Here is a 19,052-nt window from a genome sequence, read left to right as displayed (position 1 = left end):
CGAGATGGCGCAGGCAGTACCAGCGACGCTTTATGACGCTGCGTTCGAGCACGACAGCTGCGGTTTTGGTCTGGTCGCACAGATCGACGGTCGCGCGAGCGCATGGGTAGTGGACACCGCCTTCGATGCGCTGGCCAAACTTTCCCATCGTGGTGGCGTGAATGCCGACGGTGTGAGCGGCGACGGCTGCGGCGTGCTCTTCCATCGTCCGCTGGGCTGGCTGAAAGCACTCGCCGACGAAGCCGGCATCGCGCTGGGCGAGCGATTCGCCGCGGGCGTGGTGTTCCTCGATCCCCATGGCGGCGCTGTCGCTGCATCGGTGCTGGAAGATCATCTGCGCGAGGAAGGCCTGCATGTGGCGGGCTGGCGCGACGTGGCGGTGAATGCCGACGCCTGCGGTCCGTTGGCCGCCGCGGCGAAGCCGCGCATCCGCCAGATCTTCGTGGAGCCGCCTGCGTCGATGGACGACGCTGTGTTCGAGCGCGCGCTGTTTCGTGCGCGCCGTCGCGCGGAAACCGCGCTGGCCTCCGACGAGCATTTCTATGTGGTCACGCTGTCGGCCCAGGTGATCGGCTACAAGGCCATGGCCGCGCCTGGCCGACTGCGCGAGGTATTCACCGATCTGGCGCATCCGGCATTGAGCGCCGACGCCGTCGTGTTCCACCAGCGTTTTTCCACCAACACCACGCCGCAGTGGCGGCTGGCGCAACCGTTCCGCCTGCTGGCGCACAACGGCGAGATCAACACCATCCGCGCGAACCGGCGCTGGATGCAGTCGCGTGAATCCATCCTGCATTCGCCGCTGGTCGATCTTTCCGACATCGGCCCGCTGGTGCGCCAGACGGGTTCAGATTCGGAAAGCCTCGACAATGCGCTGGAAGTGCTGATTGCCGGTGGCCTCGACCTGATCGCCGCCATGCGTGTGCTGGTGCCGCCCGCGTTCGCCGCGCGCGAAGGCATCGACGAGGATCTCGCCGCGTTCTACGAGTACTACGCCCTGCACAGCGAGCCGTGGGACGGTCCTGCTGGCCTGGTGATGTGCGATGGCCGTTACGCGGCCTGTACGCTCGATCGCAACGGCCTGCGCCCGGCGCGCTGGGCCTTGTCGGCGGACAACCATCTCATCGTGGCATCCGAAGCCGGCTTGTGGGACGTGCCATCGTCGCAGGTCGTGGCCAAGGGGCGCCTCGCGCCGGGCGAGATGATTGCCGTGGACCTGCAGCAACACCGCTTGTTGCGTGATGCGGATATCGACGACATCAACCGCAGACGTGCACCCTACCGCGATTGGTTGCGCGCGGGCGTGAGTTATCTGGAATCGGACCTGATCGATCCCTCGCTCGCCGCCGAGCCGCTGCCGACGGATGAACTGCGTCGTTACCAGAAGCTTTATGGCCTCTCGCGCGAAGAACGCGAGACGGTGCTCAAGGCCATGGTCGAGCTGGAGCAGGAAGCCACCGGCTCGATGGGCGACGACACGCCCATCGCCGCGATGTCGCGCCAGGTGCGCCCGCTGTTCGACCGTTTCCGGCAGGGCTTTGCGCAGGTGACCAACCCGCCGATCGATCCGTTGCGCGAAAAGCTGGTGATGTCGCTGGTCACGCAGATCGGCCCTGAAGCCAATGTGTTCGACCTCACGCCGGAAAACGCTAAGCAGATCCTGATCAACTCGCCGGTGCTTTCGCAACGCAAGCTGCGCCAGTTGCTGGCGCTGCCGCAATTCACCGGCACGCCGCGCTTCGACCTGATGTATGCGCCGGAAGAGGGCCTTGAAGCCGCGCTGCGTCGCCTCTGCCGCGAGGTGGAAGAGGCCGTGCGCGGCGGTTGCCAGCTGGTTTTCCTGAGTGACCGTTACCCGCAGAAAGATCTGTTGCCCATCCATTCGTTGCTTGCGGTGGGTGCCGTGCATGCGCACCTGATCGACCAGGCGCTGCGCTGCCAGTGCAATATCCTGGTGGAGACGGCGACGCCGCGCGATCCACACCAGTTCGCCTGCCTGCTGGGGTTCGGCGCCACCGCCATCTATCCATGGCTGGCCTACCAGAGCCTGTTCGAACTGGGCCGCGAGGGCCATATCGACAGCGATCGCTTCGAGATCGGCCGCAGCTATCGCCGTGGCATCCGCAAGGGCCTGATGAAGATCCTGTCCAAGATGGGCATCTCCACCGTGGCCGGCTATCGCGGCGCGCAGCTGTTCGAGATCGTGGGCCTTGCACCGGCCGTGGTGGAACTGTGTTTTCCTGGCACGCCCTCGCGCATTGGTGGCGCCGGCTTCGCCGAACTGGAGCACGACCAACAGGTGCTTGCCGCCGAGGCGTGGAGCGATGCCTCGCCGCTGCGTGCCGGCGGCATCTACAAGTTTGTGTACGGTGGCGAATACCACATGTACAACCCGGACGTGATCGGCACCCTGCAGAAGGCCGTGCGCACGGGCAGCCAGTCCGACTATCGCGCCTACGCAAACTTCGTCGATCATCGCCCGCCGTCGGCGCTGCGCGACCTGCTGTCGCCGCGTCCGCTGGGTGACGCCATTCCACTGGACGACGTGGAATCGAGCACCAGCATCCTGCGCCGCTTCGACTCCGCCGGCATGTCGCTGGGTGCCCTGTCGCCCGAAGCGCACGAGGCGCTCGCCATTGCGATGAACCGCCTCGGTGCGCGTAGCAATTCCGGTGAGGGCGGCGAAGACCCGGTGCGCTACGGCACGGAGAAGATGTCGAAGATCAAGCAGGTCGCGTCGGGCCGCTTCGGCGTCACCCCGCAGTACCTGGTGAACGCCGAGGTGCTGCAGATCAAGATCGCGCAGGGGGCCAAGCCCGGCGAAGGCGGCCAGCTTCCGGGCCACAAGGTGGACAGCACCATTGCGCGCCTGCGCTACGCCAAGCCCGGCATCGGCCTGATTTCGCCGCCGCCGCATCACGACATCTATTCCATCGAAGACCTTGCCGAGCTGATCCACGACCTCAAGGAAGTGAATCCCGACGCCTTGATCTCGGTGAAGCTGGTCAGCCACGCTGGCGTGGGCACGGTGGCGGCCGGTGTAGTGAAGGCTGGGGCGGACCTGATCACCGTCAGCGGCCACGATGGCGGCACCGGCGCCAGTCCGCTCACCTCCATCAAGTACGCCGGCACGCCGTGGGAACTGGGCCTGGCCGAGACGCAGCAGACACTGCGCCGCAACGACCTGCGCGGCCGCGTGCGGCTGCAGACCGATGGCGGCCTGAAGACCGGGCTGGACGTGATCAAGGCGGCGATGCTGGGCGCGGAGAGTTTCGGCTTCGGCACCGGCCCGATGGTGGCGCTGGGCTGCAAGTACCTGCGTATCTGCCATCTCAACAACTGCGCCACCGGTGTCGCCACGCAGCATGCCGTGCTGCGCAAGGAGCACTTCATCGGCCTGCCCGAGATGGTGATGAACTATTTCGGCTTCATTGCCGAGGACGTGCGCGCGCATCTGGCCAGGCTGGGTGCACGCAGTCTGGACGAGATCATCGGGCGCGCCGACCTGCTGGAGCAGGTGGACGGCGCCACGCCCGTGCAGCACAAGCTGGACCTAGCACCCTTGCTCGGGCATGGCACGCTGGGTTCGAACGTGGATTTCGCCTGCACGTTGCCACGCAACCCGATGCGTGACGACGCGGCGCTGGCGACACGCATCGACGAGGCCACGCGTGAGGCGGTCATCCGCCGTACCGGTGGCGAGTTCGCCTTCGATATCGTCAATACGGATCGCGCCATCGGTGCGCGCCTGTCGGGTGACGTGGCGCGCCGCTACGGCGACCACGGCATGGACCTCAAACCCATCCTGCTCAAGCTGCACGGTGCCGCAGGCCAGAGCCTGGGCGCGTGGAATGCCGGCGGCGTGCATATTGACCTCGTGGGCGAGGCCAACGACGGCGTGGGCAAGGGCATGGCGGGCGGCCGCATCGTGGTGCGTCCGCCGGCGGATTCGCCGTTTGCCACGCACGAGGCCTCCATCATCGGCAACACCTGCCTGTATGGCGCCACCGATGGCGAGCTGTTCGCCGCGGGGCGCGCGGGCGAGCGCTTCGCCGTGCGCAACTCCGGCGCGCTCGCCGTGGTGGAAGGGGCGGGCGACCATTGCTGTGAATACATGACCGGTGGCGTCGTCGCCGTGCTGGGCAAGGTCGGCCTCAACTTCGGCGCGGGCATGACCGGTGGCTTCGCCTATGTGCTCGACATCGAGCGCACCTTTGTCGACTGCTACAACCACGAGCTGGTGGACATCCTGCGCATCTCGCCGGAAGGCATGGAGCACTACATGCAGCATCTGCGTGGCCTGGTCGCGCGGCATGTGGAACTGACGGGCAGCGACTGGGGCCGCCGCATCCTGGCGGACTTCCGCGGCCTGCAATACAAGTTCTGGCTGGTGAAGCCGAAGGCGGCAAGCCTTGCTGCGCTGGCAGAGGAATTGAGGAGCGCGGCATGAGGCCAAGTCAGGCGTCACCTTTGCCCGTCATCCCTGCGAGAGAAGGGATCCAGCGCCTTTGTTCTCCGTGCCGTGAAAGGCGCTGCATTCCCGCTTTCGCGGGAATGACGAGTCATGTGAGGCTTTCATGAGCGACAAGACGTTTCAATTCCTCAACGTCCAGCGACAGACGCCGCGCACGGTGCCGGTGTCCATCCGTGTGCTCGGTTACGGCGAAATCGCCGGCGACTTCGGCTCGGAGCAGGCCGGCACGCAGGCGGAGCGTTGCATCGATTGCGGCAACCCGTACTGCGAGCACGCCTGCCCGGTGCACAACTACATCCCGAACTGGCTGAAGCTGGTGCAGGAAGGCCGCCTGATGGAAGCGGCGACGTTGATGCACGAAACCAATCCGCTGCCGGAAATCTGCGGCCGCGTGTGTCCGCAGGATCGACTGTGCGAAGGCGCCTGCACGCTGGAACAGACCGCGTTCGGCGCGGTCACCATCGGCAGCATCGAGCGCTGGGTGACGGATGAAGCCCTGCGGCAGGGCTGGCGACCCGATCTCTCCGCCGTGCAGGAGACCGGCAAGCGCGTCGCCATCGTCGGCGCCGGCCCGGCCGGGCTCGCGTGCGCGGACCGGCTGCGCCGCGCGGGCATCGCCGCGGACGTCTACGACCGCCAGAGCGAAATCGGCGGCCTGCTCACTTTCGGCATTCCCCCGTTCAAGCTGGACAAGGGTGTGGTGCGCACGCGTCGCCAGTTGCTGGAAGGCATGGGTGTGCGCTTCCTGCTCAACCGCGACGTGGGCCGTGACGTCGAATTCGGCCAATTGCTTGACGAGTACGACGCGGTATTCGTCGGCACGGGTGCCTATACCTACGTCGACGCGCAGCTGCCCGGCCGGGAGCTGCACGGCGTGCACGATGCCTTGCCGTTCCTCATTGCCAACACCGAGCGCCTGTTGCGCGACGAAGCACCACCGCCGGCCTTCGACTTCCGCGGCAAGCACGTGGTGGTGCTGGGCGGTGGCGACACCGGCATGGACTGCAACCGCACGGCGATCCGCCTGGGCGCCGCCAGCGTCACCTGCGTCTACCGCCGCGACGAGGCGAATATGCCCGGCTCCGCGCGCGAGGTGAACTACAGCCGCGAGGAAGGCGTCAGTTTCCTGTTCCAGCGCCAGCCGCTGGAAATCCTCGGCGGCGCGCGCGGCAACGTGCGTGGCGTGCGCGTGGTGGAGACGGCGCTGACGGACGACGGCACTGGCCGCCTGCGCCCGCAGAACGTGCCCGGCACCGAATACGTGATCGATGCGGACGTGGTCATCCAGTCGTTCGGTTTCCTGCCGAGCCCGCCGGATTGGCTGCGCTCGCACGGCGTGTCGCTGGACAAGTCTGGCCGCGTGGTGACGGGTGCCCATGGAGCGCTGCCGCATCAGACCAGCCACCCGCAGATCTTTGCCGGTGGCGACAACGTGCGCGGTGCCGACCTGGTAGTGCGCGCCGTGTATGACGGCCGCGAAGCAGCGGCATCGATCGTGCGGTTGCTGCAGACGGTCGACGCCACGACACTCGCGCACGCCTGACGGCCTCCCCGATGGGGGAGGTCGCTCTGCGCGAGATCTGTCACTCTGGCTTCGGCTGGTCCGCGTTGTGGTGGCGTCTCGCGACGATGGAATGCGACACTTCCGGGAACATAGCTATGTCCAGGGAGTGATCCGTCATGCGTCTTGGCCTCGCCGCCAATCAGCTGCACCATGCCCATGCCAATGCGGCCCTGTTTCGCTGGCTGCATGCGTGCGAAGCCGGCATCCGGGAACTGGAGCTGGGCCTGCATGCGGTGGGACGTACCTACGATGCCATCCATCGCGCGGGCTATCTGGAGCGCTACCTGCCGCTTCGCCGTTATCCCTACGGCCGCGAGGGCGGACTGATGAAACTGGTGGCCGAAGTGGTGGGGCTGGGGCCTGACCGCGTGCTCGACGGCGCCATCTACCTGATCGATCCGGTCGATCCTTCCTCGATCTTTCCCGAGGCCATCGCGCTCAAGCGCCAGTGCGTGATCCACGGCAAGCCCTTCATCTCCACCGTGGCGACCGCGCGTGACTGGATCGAGATGGAGCGTATCCATGCGGGTTTCGCACCCGATGTGGGCGCAGACCTCTTCTACGACCTGGGCCAGCAGACGCTCGCACTGATCGCGCATGACGCGATGAAGCCGCAGATGCTCGCCTACGCGGCCGAGCATTTCGACGTGCTGTCGCGCTTCGCGCATCGCGTGGGCACCGGCACCACCGGCCAGCGCCTCAACGAGCTGGCATGGAGCCGCGGCTGGCCGGCGGACCAGGCATGGGTGGAGCGTTACCAGAGCGGCCCGATGGGCGGCGATGCGCAGATCGCCGACCTGGTGCTCGAACGCCGCTGCCAGCGGGTGATCTTCTTCGAGGATCCGCACGTGGCGCGCCAGCACGAGGCCGACATCCAGCTGCTCGAGCGCGCCGTCACCACGCGCACCGAGGACGCCGTGTGCATGACCTCACCCAAGGTCGCCGCACGCTGGGCGGCTGCCGTGACATTGCGGTCCGGCGGCTGAGCCACGGGGAGGGTGCATACTGTGCGCCTGCTTGATCCTGTGGCGAACGCCGTTGGTCGACGGAGATCCTCTCCATGTGTGTGATTGCATTTGCCTGGCTTGCGCACCCGCGCTGGCGCCTGGTGTTGATCGGCAACCGCGATGAATTCCACGCGCGCCCCAGCCTGCCGCTGGCGCGCTGGGACATGCCCGCCATCCTTGCCGGCAAGGACCTGGAAGCCGGCGGCACCTGGCTGGGCGTGACCGACGATGGCCGTTGCAGCGTGGTGACCAACGTGCGCGATCCACGCGATCCGCAACTGGGGCGCTCGCGCGGCCTGCTGTCGCTCGACTATCTGGCCGGGCATGACGATGCCGTGGCGCATGCCAAGGCGCTATTGGGCACGGCGGCGGACTATCGGCCCTTCAACCTGCTGACCTTCGACGCCACCCACGCGTTCTATATCGGCAACCGACCGGATTCGCGGGCGCAATCGCTGGAGCCAGGCGTACACGGGCTTTCCAATGCCGACTTGAACACGCCTTGGCCGAAGACGCGGGCGCTGATGCGGCATCTGGAGGCGTGGGTCGCCGCCGGGCACGACGATGAGTTCGGGCCTTTGTTCGAAGCGTTGGCCGATCCCCGCGGTTATCCGGACGACCAGCTGCCCGATACCGGCGTGGGGCTGGAGCGCGAGCGCTGGCTGTCGTCCGCGTTCATTCGCGGCGACCGCTACGGAACGCGCGCAAGCACGGTGGTCGCGATAGGCCATGACGGGCGCGGCGTGGTGGTGGAACGGCGGTTTGGGCCGAATGGGCATGAGGAAGGCGAGACGGCGCTTCCGTTTTCGCCCTGATCCGACGCGTCAGGATGGGGAAGCGCACCCTGTACGCGACAGCCATGACGGGCGATCAGTCGCCGGACTTCTCCGGAAATTCGCCATCCACGTAGAACCAGCGGCCATCCTCGCGCACGAAGCGGCTGATTTCATGCATGCGTTGTGCCTTGCCACCGCCGTAGCGCAGCCGCGCCACGAATTCGACGATGGCGCTGTCGCCCTCGCTTTCGTGCCGCTTCACGGTCAGGCCCAGCCAGGTCGGCGCCGGTTGTTGCGTCGCCAGCTTGAGGTGCGCCGGGCGCGTGCTGTGGTGCCAGGTGTCCAGCAGGTAAGCCTCACGCTTGAGCACATAGGCGCTATAGCGGGAACGCATCAACTGCTCGGCCGTGGTCGCCACGCCGCCCTCGTGCAGAAGGCCGCAACAGCGGGAGTAGCCGTCATTGTTGCCGCAGGGGCAGGGCGTGAGCGTATCGATGGCTTGCACGTAAGGTCGCATGGCGGGACTTGGGCGCGGCACGGGGCGCCCCATGCCACGCATCCTGACGCCATCGGGATGAAAATGCCAACGACTGGCCGCTTAGCGGTTGCGCTGCCAGATCCGCAGGCGGTTGTTGGCAGGCATGGTGACGTCGTCGATCAGGTCGAAACCGGCCACTTCGGCCAGCGCATCCACCGCTTCGGCGTCGCGGATGCGCATATGCATGCCGCGTGCCTGCAGCCACTGGTCGAACGCGGCGTTGCTCTGGCTGGTGTACTGCCCGCCGTAATTGAACGGGCCGTAGATGGCCAGCCTCGCGCCTTCGGCGGTCACCGCGGCGAGATGCCCGAACAGCTGCTCCACCTCGTCCCAGCCCATGATGTGCAGGGTGTTGGCGCTGAACACCGCGTCGTAGTGGCCCGCAGGCCATGCTCCGCTCACGTCCAGCACGACCGGGGGCGGCGTGTTCGACAGCGCGGCCTCGTCCAGCCACAGGCGGATGCCGGGCAGATTTTCCTCGCGATCCGTGCATTGCCACTGCAGCCACGGCATGGCGGCGGCGAAATGCACGGCGTGCTGACCGGTGCCGCTGCCGATCTCCAGCACCTGCCGGCGATCAGCGAACGCGCTGCGCAATACCTCGAGGATGGGGTCGCGATTGCGTTCGCACGAAGGTGCGCTGGGCTTTTCCACTCAGGCCGGGCGGCCGCGCAGCACGCGTGCCGGCAGCATCAGCATGGCCCCCAGGAAGGAGAACACCGCGGTGACCGTGATGCCCACCAGGCGGAACGGCAACACCAGCAGCCACACGATGGGGTAGAGCACCAGCGCCAGCAGCGCGAGTGGCCAGCAGAACACCAGCAGCAACAGCCAGAGCAGGAAGGCAACCATGGCCCAATCCTCATGCCGGAAACGGCGCCACTTTAGCGCAGCGCCGTCGCACGGCCCAGATGACTGATTTCACCCCATCGGGTTCACGCCGATCAGCCACCCGTGCAGCCAGAACGCGAACACCGCCCAAAGCACGATGCCAGCCACGAGGACGATGGCATCGCCCTTCACGGTGCCCGCCGGGTAGACCACGCCGTCCGCCCGGTCGCGGCGCCGGGCGCTCACGAAATCCACGACGGCCCACAGCAGGAAGGCGCCAAACAGCAGCACGTCATGCAGCATGCCGGTGGCCAGCAGATGGCCGAACGCCCAGACTTTCACGCCCGCCAGCATGGGATGCCCGAGCCTGGCCTTGAGGTGGTTGGCCGGCACATAGGCCGCCGCGACGAGGACAAAGGCCAGCAGCGTGAAAAGCGCATTGAGATGGCGCAGGGCCAGTGGCGGGACATACAGCACGACCGGCTGCTGGCGGGCGAGGCCGAAGCCCCACACGATCAGCACGAAGCCGACGATGGATACCAGCGAATAAAGGCCTTTCCAGCGGTTCTCGCCGAGCCGCGCGCGCTGGCTGGTGCGCCAGTCGTTGGCAAAGATGCGGATGGAGTGGACGCCGAGAAACAACACCAGACCGAGGATCAGCAACGCCATGGGCTCACCTTGGGGTGGGTAGAACGGGGCGATGATAAGCGTTGTATAGGGCAGGGATGTGAAGCACCCGAAGCCCCCACTTGTGGGAGCGCACCCTGTGCGCGACGGGTGTGCATCCGTGAGGCGTGCTCGCGAAAGGCTGTCGCGCACAGGGTGCGCTCCCACCCGGGGGAGTTGTCAGCCTGGCTGCACCAGCGCCATCAGCACCACGGTGTCCTCGGCCAGCTCGAACGGGCTCCGATCCGGCAGCCAGGCATCGCCAGCCTGCAGCGGGCCGTCGATGGTGGTCACGCTGCCCCGGGCGACATAGACGAGCACGCAACGGGGATCGGGTTCGTGGCTGCCGCGCTCGCGGCAAACGCGCACCGCGCCCGTGCCGTAGCTGCGCCGCACCATCAGGTTGAAATCCCGCGTCGCGCCGCCGGCCATGGCGACGTCCACGGCGGCCTCGCCGGAAAAGGCAAACGGTTCCAGCGGCGTGGTGAGCGCGTGCTGTTGGTTGCCATCCAGCGTCATGGTGAAGCCGTCGCCGTCGAGCAGCACAATCTGCCGGTCGATGCCGGGAAAGGTGGAGAACGGCGCCGCGCTGTTCACCTCGGCCACGCTGATGCGCCAGAGGAAGTCGTCGCTGCCCGCATCGGTGGGAAAGCGTGCGACTTCCCGCGTCACGCCCATGCCGTTCTTCCACGGCTGGGGCTGCACGTCCGTCGAGCGGATGATGTGAAAGAGTCTGTTCATGCGACTTTCTCGATGACGCGGGTGAACGGAGGCAGGGATTTCAGCATGCGTTCGCCATAGCGCTTGAGCACCACGCGCCGGTCCAGCAGCACGATGCGTCCGCGGTCGGTTTCGGTGCGGATGAGACGGCCGCAGTACTGCGTGAGCAGGCGTGTCGCCTCCGGCACCGTCACTTCGATGAAGGGATTGCGGCCGCGCGATTCCAGCCATTCCGCATACGTCGCGCCCACCGGGTCGGTCGGCACGGCGAATGGCAACTGTGTGATCACCACCGTCTCGCAAAGCTTGCCCGGCAGGTCCAGGCCCTCGCCGAACGAGGCCAGGCCGAACAGCGTGCTGCCCTTGCCCGATTCCACGTCAGCGATGTGCTCGGCGACAAGTTGCGCCTTACCCAGCGAGCCCTGCGCGCGCACCTTGCGCACGTATTCGATCGGCAGCTTCTGCAGCACGCGGTCAAGCTTCACGCGCGAGGTGAACAGCACGAGATTGCCGGCATTCCAGTCGAGGTTGTCGGCCAGCCAGTCGCAGATTTCCTGCACGTGCTCTTCGCGTGCATCGGGCAGCGCACGCATGGCGGGTACTTCCAGCCGCGCCTGCGCGGCGAGATCGAAGGGCGAGGGCAGGCTCAGTGTCACGGAGTCGTCGGGCAGGCCCACGGCATCGGCGAAACCACGGAAGTTGCCGCCGGCGCTCAGCGTCGCCGAGGTCATCACCACCGCGCTCGCGTTGCCCCACAGGACGCTGCGCAGCAGGCCGCCCGCGGATACGGAGGAAGCATGGCAGATGAGCTGCTGGTCGCCGCTCAGCGTGACCCAGCGGGCCAGCGGCGGCGTGTTGTCGCCATCGGTGGCCGACCACGCGCGCCAAGTGCGCACCTGCCGGTCGATGCGTTCGAGCGCCATGCCCAGTTCACGCGACAGCGCCTCGTGCGTGGGGCCGGTCTCGGTCATCTCCAGTACGGCACGGCGCACCGCGCCAACCCAGCGTTCGATCTCGCCCGTGAATACATAGAGTGCGCGGGCATGCTCCACCCAGGCATCGGGCAGCTGGCCCAGCGAGCCGCGGTACATCGGCTCCTTATCGTCGGGTGCGGGCAGCCAGCCGAGGCGGATTTCCTTTTCCAGTTCCTCCAGCGCGTCGCTGAGTTCCTGCAGCTTCTGGTCGCCCGCGTCGAGCGGCAGCTTGCCGATCACTTCCTTGTCGGTGAGCGAATACGCGGCGTGGATCTGGCGGCCGAGGCGGCTCAGCTGGCGCACCGCGGTATTCATGTAGACCTCCGCCGCACCGCGGTCGATCGCCTTCGACGGTACGTGGTGACCTTCGTCGAAGATGTACAGCGTTTCGTCCGGCTTGGGCAGGATCACGCCGCCGAAGCCGTCTTCCTCGCGCGGCATGGTCAGGTCGGCCAGCACCAGGTCCTGGTTTGCCACGATGATCTCCGCGTCGCCCACCGCGCGGCGCGCGGCGAAGAACGGGCACTGCATGAAATGCGCGCACTTGCGGCTGGTGCAGCCGCCGGCGCTGGTGGTGATCATGGGGCGCAGCACGTCGCTGACCGGTTCGGGCGCGGCGTCGATGTCGCCGTCCCATTCGCGCCGGTCGAACAGGTCCAACAGTTTGGCCAGGGCCTTCTTGTCGCGTTCCTGCGGCGGTTTGGTCCACAGCGCGAGATCCGCGTCGAAGCCCAGGCCCATCTGCGAGGTCTCGTTGAGGCTGTTGCTGGCCATGGCGAGGTTGCGCGGGCACAGGTAGCGGCCGCGGCCCTTGGCCAGCGCCACCTTGGCCTCGGTGCCGTTGAGCTTGAGATAGAGCGGAATGTCGCGCTGGACCAGCTGCTCCTGCAGCGCCACCGTCGCCGTGGCGATCAGCAGCTTCTTCTTCTGCGCGCGGGCCACTTCCACGCCGGCGATGAGATACGCCATGGACTTGCCGGTGCCCGTGGGCGCCTCGATCACCGCGGCGCCACCTTCCTGCGCGAGCGCCTTGGCCACCTCGGCGATCATCTTTCCTTGCGATGCGCGGGCACGAAAGCCGGGCAAGCCGTCCTTGAGGCGCGTATAGGCAGCGCGGATCGCGTCTTTGGTGGTATCGGTCAGCATGGAGCGGATGGGGCGCGAATCGTCGCGTCGGTGGGCCATTCTCGCATGCCCGCCCGGCCCTTGCCGGCGCGAGGGGCGCCGAGGTGCCCGGGGAGCGGCCAAGCCCTTGAGCGGATGACAAAAAAGGCGGATGACATGGCCATCCGCCGAAATCCCTACTCCAAGCTTGCTGGAAACCCCGACCCATCCAGGCTACTGAGCACTCAGCAACCTAATCCCCGGATTTGTCGCGCGCGTCACCGCGGGCCCATACAACATTCCCTGCGCATGTGGGGCGGAAAAGATTGTTTCAAATGGCCGCCTTTACTGGCTATCGGATCGCTCTCAATTGCGTTGTCACGGCGCGGTTTGGCGCGAACTCTCATGCCAGATCGCTATCCGGGCCAATGAGTGACAACGTGATCGGAAGAAGACGACAGTGCGGTGTCTTGGCAAAAGATAATCTGGCGACGCCTTCGGACTTCATCCCCTTGTGTCGCGAAGGTACTGGACCAAGACCTCCCCTTAGCTTGGTCCTTGCCCCAAAAAGACCCCCGCAAGGGGGTCTTTCCTTTGGCGGCGGCGAGTAACGCCATGCCGCGAATCGTTGCTCAATTGCCGATGGGCCCGCACCAGCCGGGCAGATACTTGGCCTCCTGGGCCCTCGCGAGCTTGTAGGCCTTCTTCAGGGCTGCGTTGAAGTCTTTGTCGACCTGGGTGAGCTTCAGCTGACGGCGCAGGAAGTCGGCCCAGAGGAATTCGCTGAAGGGCGTGGTGTCCTTGGCGTAGCCGCCGATGCGACGCAGTTCACCGGCGACACTGCGATAGGGGTCGTCCTTGAGGTCGGACACCGTTCGCGGGATCTCGCCATAGCCGCGCCGCTTGCCCTTGGCGTCATAGGGAAAGACCCAGGCGTGATGGTCGAGGAAGGTCCAGAACGCATCCTGGTCCAGGGTGCTCAGGTCGGCCACGGTGACCACGAAGACGTGCTCGGCGCCCTCGTCGAGCAGCGCGCGCGCCAGGTGATGGTGGTCGATGATGTAGTCGCGCTGCTTGGGCCCGTGGATGACCGGGATCATGTGGTGGCCGAGGAAACCCAGCTTCTCCTTGTCGGGAAGTCGACGCCAGTGCTCGCGCTTCGCCTTCACTTCGCGCATGCCGACCGTGATCTGGGTGGGCCGCAGTTTCTTGATGAGGACTGGCTTGAGGACCGGCTCGCGAAGGGACCACATGGACTGCACCTCAATGGTTGTTCATGGCGGGTACCTGCAGGCGTCCGCCCGCGGGTGTCAGTCGAGGCTACACCATGACGGGCTGGCGCCGTATCGGACGCGCGCAGCGCCAAGGGGCTGTCGTGTCGCGCTGGCTGCGTGGATGCCGCGCAAAAAAAGGGCCGGCTTGCGCCGGCCCTTTCACCCCAAATCCCTGGGCTGCCACCCAGGTTTAGAAGTTGTAGTTGAAGCCCGCGTAGTAGGCGCGGCCGATGGCATCGTACAGACCGCCACCGAAGCTGTTGCCGAAGATGTTGACCGGCGGATCGCGGTCGAACACGTTGGTGATGCCGGCGTAAGCCTGCCAGCCGCTCTTGCCGAACGTATAGCTGGCCTTCACGTCGTTGAAGAAGCCGGCGCCCACCTTGATCGGCGTGGCCTGCATCGGGTTGGACTTATAGCTCTCGTTGCTCACGCGCAGCATCGAGGAGAAGTAGCGCGTGTTCCAGTTGAACAACCAGTTGTTCATCGTGTACGTCGTGCGCAGGATGCCCTTCCACTCCGGGTAGCCGATCACACCGTTGTCCTGCACGGTGTTGGTCGGGTCGTCCTGGAACGGGTGTTCCGTGAAGGCAATGACCCTGGTCACGTCGAGGTTGAAGCCCAGCTTGCCCGGACCGACCTCGTGCGAGTAGTAGGCACCGAAGTCGATGCCCGAGGTGCTCAGCGCGGAGATGTTCTGGTTGGTCGAGTTGATGAAGTTCAACTCGTGGTCCGGACCGCGCAGGGCGTTGGCGCAGTAGATGTTGTTGACGCCGGTGGTGGAATCCACGCAGTGGTTGGCGATGTCAGTGCCGCTGGGGGCGCTGATGGCGTCGGTCAGCTTGATGTTCCAGTAGTCCGCCGTCAGGCCGAAACCGGGGATGAATTCCGGCGTCAGCACGATGCCGCCGGTCCAGGTGCGGCCATGTTCCGGCTTCAGGTCAGGGTTGCTGCCCGAGATGCCGGCGATGGTGGCGGTGTTGCTGGACGTCCAGCCGGCCGGAATGCCCAGGGCCTGGCAGTTGGCGGAGCGCACGGCCGGGTTCGGCGCGTTCTTCAGCTGCTTCACCGAGCACGGGTCGGTGACGGTGAAGTAGTTCTGCGACTGGCCGCCGAACAGTTCGCCGATGTTCGGTGCACGCACGGCGCTGGACAAGGTGCCGCGCAGGCGGACGTTGCCATCGATGGCCCAGTCCAGGCCCCAGCGCCACGCCTTGGTGTGGCCGACGGTGCTGTAGTCGGAGAAGCGCGCGGCGGCGTCGAAGGTCAGGTTCTGCACGAACGGACGGTTCGAGAGCAGCGGCATGGCCGTTTCGACGAAGCCTTCCTTGACGTTGTACGCACCGCTGGACGGCGGAATGGCGTTGAGGAAGGTCAGGCCGGCCACGTCCAGCGGATCGGTGATCTGCCGGCTGCTTTCACGACGGAACTCGGCACCGGCAACGAGGCTGGCGGCGCCTGCCTCGAACGGCATCTGGAACAGGTTGTTGTTGGTGACGGTGCCGCCGCCAACGAACTGGGTCAGACGCGAGGTGGTCGTGGTGGTGGTGTTGAACCACTGCGCCGCGGCCGGGTTGATCGCGCCGGCGCCGAAGATGCTGGTCGGCACGCAGCCGCCGCCCAGGGCGATGGGGTCCAGCACGCCGTGGGCGTTCGGGTTCACCGCGTTGGGGTTCAGCGTGGAACGGCACACGATGTTGCCGCTGGCGTCACGCACCGCGTCGATCGAAGCGTAGAAGCGGTCGTTGATGCGGTTGTTGAGGTTGTGACGGGTTTCATCCGTCCAGCCGTAAACCAGCGAGGCGTCGTATTCCCAGTCGCCGGTGATCACGCCGTTGGCGCCGATCACGCCGCGCGTGGTGTTGCGCTTGGTGTCTTCGCCGCGCAGGCCGGCATCGACGTCGAAGCGTGCGACCTTGATCGACTTGAGCTTGTTGGCATCCATCACCGCCGCGAGCGTCGGGTCGATGTAGGCGTTGTCACGGGTGATGACATACGCGCTGCCGCCGCTGCCGAAGGCCGGCTGGCTCGACTTGGTCACGTCGACGTGGCTGTAGGTGCCTTCGGCGTACAGGTGCTGCTCGGGCGTGATGTCGAACGAGGCGACGCCGCTGACGGTGGTGCGCTTGTACTTCGGCTGGAGCTGCAGCACCTGGTTCACGTCCGTGCGATCGCAGGCGTTGCAGCGGCCGGTGTTGTCGTAGGCGCCGTAGAAGTTCTGGTGGCGCACCGAGCCATCCGGATTGAACACGTAGCGCTTGCTGATGTCCGTCGAGCTGCCGGTGGAGAAGGTACCGCCGGCGTAGTTGGTGTAGCCGCCGCCGTTGTTGTAGAGCGCCGCGTCGTACGGGCCGTTCGGGGTCAGGATGGACGCGTAGGCCTTGTGGCCGAAGCGCTCGCCGAACATGAGGTCGTCCTGCTCGGAGTGCTCCACCGAGCCGGCGATGTTGCCGCGGTTGTCGGCGAAGTTCATGCCGCCGGTCAGCGACACCAGGCCCTTGTTGAAGCTGCCGTGCTCGGAGGTGCCGAGCTGGGCGTGCAGGTTGGCGCCCTGGTAGTTCTTCTTCAGGATGAAGTTGACCACGCCGGTCACCGCATCCGCGCCGTACACGGCCGAGGCGCCGCCGGTGATGATTTCCACGCGCTCGACCCAATCCGCCGGGATTAGGTTCACGTCCACCGCGGTGTCGCCCGCGCTGGCGCCGACGAAGCGGCGGCCGTTCACCAGCACCAGGGTGCGGCTGGTGCCGAGGTTGCGCAGATCCTGGAACGACTCACCGGCCGTGCCGATGTAGCGGTTGGAGTTGCCCATGGTGAACGAGGTCGCCAGCTGGGGCAGCGTCGTCATCAGGTCGCCGATGTTGATGGCGCCGGTGGCCTTGATCTCGGCCGCCGACAGCACGCTGATCGGGGTGGGCGAGATCACGTTGGGGTTGGAGATGCGCGAACCGGTGACGGTCACGGTCTCGAGACTGGCCGCCTTCTTGGCATCGGCCGCGCCGGCATCGGTGCCGGCGCTGGTCTGGGCCATGGCCGGGCTGGCGAGTGCCGCCAGACAGGCCAGAGCGAGCAAATTACGGGTGCAAGACAGAGTGACTTTCATTGACCGCCTCCCTACGGTGTGGGTCATTTGGAACCGACGCCGGGCAACGTCATCCGGGGGTGGATGGACAGGCGTCAGCTTGCGATGTCGCAACTTGCTACGGGGATGTGAGCAAGTTGTTGCGATAAGATCACAAGAAACTTACGCCAAGCTGACGAAAACAGTGTTTTCTTACGATCGTAGGCCAGAGGTCACGGGTCAGCGCCAGCATGATGCCGGCGCGTGCTGGCACGCTGGAGGGGCTCTGGATGAGCCTTGAAACCAGTCAGGGCAAGCGGCTGGGGCCCTCGAAGGGCCAGGCGGCCCCGTGGATCGCCGGTATCAGCGCGAGGCGTTGATGTCCCTGGCGACGGCTTCCGCGACACGTATGCCGTCGACGGCCGCGGACAGGATGCCGCCCGCGTAGCCGGCGCCTTCGCCGGCGGGGTAGAGGCCGCGCGTATTGAGGCTCTGGTAGTCCTCGCCACGACGGATGCGCACCGGCGAGGAGGTGCGGGTTTCCACGCCGGTCAGCACGGCATCGTGCATGGCGAAGCCCTTGATCTGGCGATCGAATGCGGGAAGCGCCTCGCGGATGGCTTCGATGGCGTAATCGGGCAGGGCCGGCGCCAGGTCGGTCAGGTGCACGCCGGGTTTGTACGAGGGCTGCACATGGCCGAATTCGGTGGAGGGCTGGCCCTTGATGAAGTCGCCCACCAGCTGCCCGGGCGCGCTGTAGTTGCGCCCGCCCAGTTCATAAGCGCGCGACTCCAGCGCACGCTGCAGGGCAATGCCGGCCAGTGGGCTGCCGCTGTCGTCGAAGGCGGCGAAGTCCTTGGGCTCGATCCCCACCACGATGGCGGCATTCGCGTTGCGTTCGTTGCGCGAATACTGGCTCATGCCGTTGGTGACCACGCGCTCCGGTTCCGACGCGGCAGCCACCACGGTGCCGCCGGGGCACATGCAGAAGCTGTAGACCGAGCGGCCGTTGCCTTTATGGGTGCCGGTGCAGTGATGCACGAGCTTGTAATCGGCGGCGCCAAGGATGGGATGGCCGGCCTGCGGGCCAAAGCGGGCCTGGTCGATGATCGACTGCGGATGCTCCACGCGAAAGCCGACGGAGAACGGCTTGGCTTCCAGGTACACGCCGCGGTCGTGCAGCATGAAGAAGGTATCGCGCGCACTGTGGCCCACGGCCAGCACCACGTGATCGCTCAGCAGTTGCTCACCGCTCGCCAGCACTACGCCGCGCAGTTGGCGCGTGCCGTCGGCGGCGGTGTCGACCAGCAAGTCGTCCACGCGCTGGGTAAAGCGGATCTCGCCGCCCAGTGCCTGGATGGTTTCGCGCATGCTTTCCACCATCGTCACCAGCCGGAAGGTGCCGATGTGCGGCTTGCTGACGTAGAGGATTTCCTCCGGCGCGCCGGCCTTCACGAACTCGGTGAGTACCTTGCGGCCATGGTGGTGCGGGTCGGAAATCTGGCTGTGCAACTTGCCGTCGGAGAATGTGCCCGCGCCGCCCTCGCCGAACTGCACGTTCGACTCGGGCTCGAGCTTGCGCTGGCGCCAAAGGCCCCAGGTATCCACGGTGCGCTCGCGCACGGCTTTGCCGCGGTCAAGGATGATGGGCCGGTAGCCCATCTGCGCGAGCAGCAGGCCGGCGAACAGCCCGCAGGGGCCAAAGCCGATCACGATGGGGCGCTGCTTCAGGTCCTCGGGCGCCTGCGCCACGAAGCGGTAGCTGGTGTCGGGCGAGGTCTGGACGTGCTTGTCATCGGCATGGCGCGCGAGGATGGCGGCCTCGCCGGCCACCTCCACGTCCAGCGTGTAGATCAGCTGGATGGCGCCGCGCTTGCGGGCGTCATAGCCGCGGCGGAACACCGAAAAGCCGCGCAGGCCGTCCTTGCCCAGCCCCAGCTTCGCGCGAATGGCCGCCTCGATGGCGCCTTCGGCGTGGTCCAGCGGGAGCTTGATGTCGGTCAGTCGGATCATGCGGGGCGGCGGTCAGGGGGAGCGGTCGGGTATTTTTGCATGGCCGGGCG

Annotated in this window: 13 protein-coding genes; 4 read left to right on the top strand and 9 right to left on the bottom strand. The window is 66.4% G+C overall.

The features are described 5' to 3' along the window. Nucleotides 1–4: 4 nt before the first annotated feature. The 4 genes from gltB (at nucleotide 5) to HY57_RS00620 (ending at nucleotide 7,860) form a co-directional block, all read left to right on the top strand. Nucleotides 5–4,450: a glutamate synthase large subunit gene (gltB, locus tag HY57_RS00635; protein ID WP_019466103.1), complete on the top strand. Its 4,446-nt coding sequence runs from the start codon at nucleotides 5–7 to the stop codon at nucleotides 4,448–4,450. Nucleotides 4,451–4,577: 127 nt separating this feature from the next. Further along, nucleotides 4,578–6,017 carry an FAD-dependent oxidoreductase gene (locus HY57_RS00630; protein ID WP_019466104.1) on the top strand — a complete coding sequence of 480 codons (1,440 nt, stop codon included), beginning with the start codon at nucleotides 4,578–4,580 and terminating at the stop codon, nucleotides 6,015–6,017. A gap of 137 nt (nucleotides 6,018–6,154) precedes the next feature. Beyond that, the gene (locus HY57_RS00625; RefSeq protein WP_019466105.1) at nucleotides 6,155–7,024 is read left to right on the top strand and encodes a methylglyoxal synthase; all 870 of its coding nucleotides are present in this window, start codon (nucleotides 6,155–6,157) and stop codon (nucleotides 7,022–7,024) included. A 74-nt stretch (nucleotides 7,025–7,098) separates the two neighbouring features. Further along, nucleotides 7,099–7,860, top strand: coding sequence for an NRDE family protein (locus HY57_RS00620; protein WP_019466106.1), 762 nt, complete (start codon nucleotides 7,099–7,101; stop codon nucleotides 7,858–7,860). Between the two features lie 55 nt (nucleotides 7,861–7,915). On the opposite strand, the gene HY57_RS00615 is transcribed toward HY57_RS00620, so the two are convergent. The 9 genes from HY57_RS00615 to HY57_RS00575 form a co-directional block, all read right to left on the bottom strand. Next, complete coding sequence (locus HY57_RS00615) at nucleotides 7,916–8,338, bottom strand: YchJ family protein (protein WP_019466107.1); 423 nt, start codon at nucleotides 8,336–8,338, stop codon at nucleotides 7,916–7,918. An 81-nt stretch (nucleotides 8,339–8,419) separates the two neighbouring features. Next, nucleotides 8,420–9,013 (bottom strand): DUF938 domain-containing protein, encoded by a 594-nt coding sequence (locus HY57_RS00610; RefSeq protein ID WP_019466108.1) that lies wholly within the window; start codon nucleotides 9,011–9,013, stop codon nucleotides 8,420–8,422. Then, complete coding sequence (locus HY57_RS00605) at nucleotides 9,014–9,211, bottom strand: hypothetical protein (RefSeq protein WP_019466109.1); 198 nt, start codon at nucleotides 9,209–9,211, stop codon at nucleotides 9,014–9,016. Between the two features lie 69 nt (nucleotides 9,212–9,280). Further along, nucleotides 9,281–9,859 (bottom strand): NnrU family protein, encoded by a 579-nt coding sequence (locus HY57_RS00600; protein ID WP_019466110.1) that lies wholly within the window; start codon nucleotides 9,857–9,859, stop codon nucleotides 9,281–9,283. 177 nt (nucleotides 9,860–10,036) lie between these two features. Further along, on the bottom strand, nucleotides 10,037–10,597 hold the full coding sequence (locus tag HY57_RS00595; RefSeq protein WP_019466111.1) for a HutD/Ves family protein: 561 nt from the start codon (nucleotides 10,595–10,597) through the stop codon (nucleotides 10,037–10,039). Further along, nucleotides 10,594–12,696, bottom strand: a complete 2,103-nt coding sequence (dinG, locus tag HY57_RS00590) for an ATP-dependent DNA helicase DinG (protein WP_026034074.1) — start codon at nucleotides 12,694–12,696, stop codon at nucleotides 10,594–10,596. Before dinG ends, HY57_RS00595 begins: the two co-directional genes overlap by 4 nt. Nucleotides 12,697–13,286: 590 nt before the next feature. Further along, the gene (locus HY57_RS00585; protein WP_019466113.1) at nucleotides 13,287–13,907 is read right to left on the bottom strand and encodes a ParB-like protein; all 621 of its coding nucleotides are present in this window, start codon (nucleotides 13,905–13,907) and stop codon (nucleotides 13,287–13,289) included. A 211-nt stretch (nucleotides 13,908–14,118) separates the two neighbouring features. Then, entirely contained in the window at nucleotides 14,119–17,031 is a 2,913-nt protein-coding gene (locus tag HY57_RS00580; protein WP_026034075.1) for a TonB-dependent receptor domain-containing protein, read from the bottom strand. A 321-nt stretch (nucleotides 17,032–17,352) separates the two neighbouring features. Continuing rightward, on the bottom strand, nucleotides 17,353–19,002 hold the full coding sequence (locus HY57_RS00575) for an NAD(P)/FAD-dependent oxidoreductase (protein ID WP_019466115.1): 1,650 nt from the start codon (nucleotides 19,000–19,002) through the stop codon (nucleotides 17,353–17,355). Nucleotides 19,003–19,052 lie beyond the last annotated feature (50 nt).

This window comes from Dyella japonica A8, assembly GCF_000725385.1.
Taxonomy (GTDB): Bacteria; Pseudomonadota; Gammaproteobacteria; order Xanthomonadales; family Rhodanobacteraceae; genus Dyella; species Dyella japonica_C.
The sequence above is the reverse complement of the archived record's forward strand: the minus strand, read 5'-3'. Positions and strand labels throughout refer to the sequence as shown.